The sequence below is a fragment of the Streptomyces sp. WAC06614 genome (genome assembly GCF_003949795.1).
Classification (GTDB): domain Bacteria; phylum Actinomycetota; class Actinomycetes; order Streptomycetales; family Streptomycetaceae; genus Streptomyces.
On sequence record NZ_RPRY01000501.1, the window covers coordinates 1 to 3,560 of the forward strand.

4 protein-coding genes are annotated in these 3,560 nt (G+C 74.2%); 2 read left to right on the forward strand and 2 right to left on the reverse strand.

The window, feature by feature from the left end; genetic code table 11:
- A partial coding sequence (locus EF918_RS33875) for a DUF2690 domain-containing protein (RefSeq protein ID WP_125652718.1) occupies nt 1-557 on the forward strand: 557 nt, incomplete at its 5' end.
- 52 nt (nt 558-609) lie between these two features.
- Here the strand turns inward: EF918_RS33875 and EF918_RS33880 are convergent.
- Both EF918_RS33880 and EF918_RS33885 read right to left on the reverse strand, forming a co-directional pair.
- Complete coding sequence (locus tag EF918_RS33880; RefSeq protein WP_125652719.1) at nt 610-1,473, reverse strand: NmrA family NAD(P)-binding protein; 864 nt, start codon at nt 1,471-1,473, stop codon at nt 610-612.
- Nucleotides 1,474-1,478: 5 nt separating this feature from the next.
- Entirely contained in the window at nt 1,479-2,345 is an 867-nt protein-coding gene (locus EF918_RS33885; RefSeq protein ID WP_125652720.1) for an EamA family transporter, read from the reverse strand.
- An 80-nt stretch (nt 2,346-2,425) separates the two neighbouring features.
- Between EF918_RS33885 and EF918_RS33890 the strand changes: the two genes are divergently transcribed.
- On the forward strand, nt 2,426-3,346 hold the full coding sequence (locus EF918_RS33890; protein WP_125652721.1) for a LysR family transcriptional regulator: 921 nt from the start codon (nt 2,426-2,428) through the stop codon (nt 3,344-3,346).
- Nucleotides 3,347-3,560 lie beyond the last annotated feature (214 nt).

The window sequence follows — 3,560 nt, forward strand, 5'->3', positions numbered from 1 at the left end:
ACCCCGACCCGCACCCTCTCCCGGAGCCCCACCCCCCGCAGCAGCCACGGCACCGCCGGCGCCACCGGCCGGCCGTCACGGCCCTCACGGTTGGCACGCTGGGCGTCACCGCTCTCGTGCTGGCCGCCGTACTGCTCCCGCCGCAGCGCCCCGGCCTGCCGGACGCCGCGGCCGGCGCGTCGGAGAAACCGGTGCGCAACCCGGGCTGCGCGGCGGCCACCTGCGCCGGCAAGGATCCGCTGCGCATGGGCTGCGGGGGAGCGGGCATGGTGACCACCGTCCGGACCGTCACGGCGCCGGACGGCCGCCAACTGGAACTCCGACATGGCGCGTTGTGCCAGGCCGTGTGGGTCCGGGCCGCAGGCCTGCGGCCCGGTGACCACGTCGAGGTGTCCGCCCCGGGCACCGAGGCACCCCAGGAGCTCCGCGCGACCGATCTCGACGTCGGCAAGTACGTGGCGACCCCGATGGCCCCGGCACCGGAGGGCCCCGCGGGCGCCCGCTTCTGTGTGACCCCGGCCACCCCGAACGAAGCCGGCCGCCTCTGCTTCGACTGACATCCCCCGACCCGACCCGACCCGACCCGACCCCGCCTCGCCCCGTCGGGCCCTACGCCCGGCCGCGCAGCCAGGCCTCGAAGGTCAGCAGTCCCGGGTACCGTTCGCGGAGAGCGGGGATGTCGGCCCGCTGGCCCTCCTTGTTCAACCAGGCGAACATGCGGGCCATGTCCGCCCCGTCCGGCCAGACCTCCTCCACGGGCCGTGGCTCCAGGCGGGTCGGCACGCCGTCGGCCCGGGTCAGGGCCTCGGAGATCTGTCGTGCCGTCAGAGTGTCACCGGCGATCTCGATCTTCTCGCCGATGGACTCCGTCGGCCGGCCGAACGCGTCCGCCGCGATGCGCCCGACGTCGGCCAGCGCGATCATCTGGAGCGAGGTGTCCTCGTCCAGGGCGACCGGGCCCACCCGCTCGCCGCCGGACGGCTCCGGCAGCATGTACCGCCAGTTGTCCATGAAGAACACCGGCCGCAGTACGGTCACGGGCAGCCCCAGGGCGTCGACGTACGTCTCGATCTCCGCCTTGGACTCGAAGTGCAGGACGCCGGAGCCGCGTTCGGCGCCGCCCACCGAGCTGTGGACCAGGTGGGCGACGCCCGCGGCCGCCGCCGCGTCGGCGACGTTCCTGCCCTGCCGCACCTCGACCTCGGGGCGCGGGTCGGTCAGGTCGGCGGGCTGCACGCTGAAGACGCCGTACGCGCCCTGCGCCGCGCCCCGCAGCGACCCGGGGTCGTCGAGATCGCCGGTGACCAACTGGGCTCCCAGAGAGCGGAGTTGCCGCGCAGCTCGGCCCTGCGTCCCGCGGACGAGCGCACGGACGGCCCAGCCGTCGCCGAGCAGCTTGCGGGCCACCGCGCCTCCCTGGCCGCCGGTCGCTCCGGTGACGAGGATCGTCTTCCGTGCTTCTGGTGTCGTCATGGTGGTCATTTCCTTCCAGGGGCCGGGAGTTGTCCCCCGACGATGGCGGCGAGTGCGAGGACGAAGCCCAGCAGCTGGACGGGACCCAGCGTCTGGTCGAGCAGGACGGCGCCGAGTACCGCCGCCACCAGCGGTGACAGCAGGACGAGCACGGCGACGGCGCCGACGGGCAGGGCGGTGATGCCGCGGAACCACAGGACGTAGGCGAGCAGGCCACCGACGAGGCCCAGCCACAGGTAGCCGAGGACCGCGGGCGGGTCGACCGTGGGCGGCGGGCCTTCGAGGAGGGCGGTCAGGGGCACCAGGAACAGTCCCCCTGCCGTGAGTTGCCATCCCGCGAAGGCGGTGGGGCCGACCCCGGTGGGACGTCCCCACCGCTTGGTGAGCGTCACCCCGAGGGCCATGGACGCCGCGCTCGCCAGCCCCGCCACGACGCCGACGGCATCGAACGCGGCGTCCGGCGTGATCACGACCAGGCCGACGCCGACGACCCCGGCCACGCCCCACAGCAGCCGCCAGGCCGTCGGCCGCTCGTGCAGGACGGACACGGCGAGGACGGCCACGACCAGCGGCTGGGCCGCGGCCAAGGTGGCGGCGACACCGCCCGGCAGGCGCTCGGCGGCGACGAACAGCAGCGGGAACAGCAGCCCGATGTTGAGGACGCCGAGCACCGCCGCCCTGCCCCACCACACGCCGCGCGGCAGGCCCCGGGTGAGCGCGAGCGCGAACAGGCCGCCGGGCAGGGCGCGCAGGAGACCTGCGAAGAGCGGGTGGCCCGGCGGGAGGAGCTCGGTCGTGACGACGTAGGTGGTGCCCCATGCCAGGGGAGGGAGCGCGGTCGCAGCGGTACGGATCAGCGGGGCGGCGGTCATGACGGAAGTCTCGTGCGACAGCGATCGATGAGTCCAACACATGTTTTTCACCCGATCCATCTCGATGCACGATGGATCGCATGGATCTCCAACAGATGCGCTACGTCGTCGCGGTCGCCGAGACGAACAGCTTCACCCGCGCCGCCGCCCGCTGCCTCGTCGTCCAGTCCGCCCTCAGCCACCAGATCGCCCGCCTGGAGAAGGAGCTCGGTGCGCGGCTCTTCGAGCGCACCAGCCGCCGGGTCCGGCTGACGCCGGCCGGCGCCGCGTTCCTGCCCGCGGCCCGGCAGTGCCTGGACGCCGCCGAGCGGGCCGCCGCCGAGGTCGCCGCGGCGGTGGGCGAGGTGCGCGGACGGCTCGCCGTGGGCCTGATCCCCACGGTCGCGGCCGTCGACATCCCCACCGCCCTCGGGGACTTCCGCCGGCGCTTCCCGCACGTGCGCATCGCCCTGCGGGTGGGCGGCAGCGACCACCTCGTGGAGCAGGTCCGCCAAGGAGCCCTCGACGTGGCCTTCCTGGGGCTGCCGGTCACCGCCCGGCCGCACGGGGTCGCGGCCCACGAACTCTCCCGCGACCGGCTCGTCGCCGTGGTCGCACCGGACCATCCGCTGGCCGGCGAGCCGGTGGTCGACCTCGACCGGCTCTCCCGCGAGGTGTTCGTCGACCTCCCCGCCGGGACCGCCGGGCGGGCCCAGTCCGACCAGGCCTTCGCGGCCGCCGGTCTCCAGCGGGACGTGGCGTTCGAAGTGACCACCGTGGACCACGTCATGACCGGACTGGTCGCCCAGGGCCTCGCCGTCGCCATGCTGCCGTCCGCCTACGTGCACCGGCTCGGCGGTGTCACCACGATCGAGGTCGGCGACGCCCCGGTGCGGGTCGAGCACGTCATCTGGAGCGCCACGACCCGTACGCCCGCGGCGGCGGCCTTCCTCGACACGCTCGGGATCCCGGGCCCCGCGTCAGGAGCGAATCAGGGCTTTTCATCCCATGGAGTGGTTTGATCGCCGGGGCATTGAGGTCACATTCCGCATTTCGCCAGAATTCCGTTCGAACTTTCACCACATGCGGCGACGGCAGGAAGACGGGGGGATCGTGGTGCTGCACGGGGACGATGCGCTGCACGGTGGCGACCGGTGCGCCGCCGCCATGGCCGGCGCCCTCGACCGGCTGTTCGCCGTCCCCGGCGTGCTGGCCGTGGGGGTGGGGGGCCGGGAG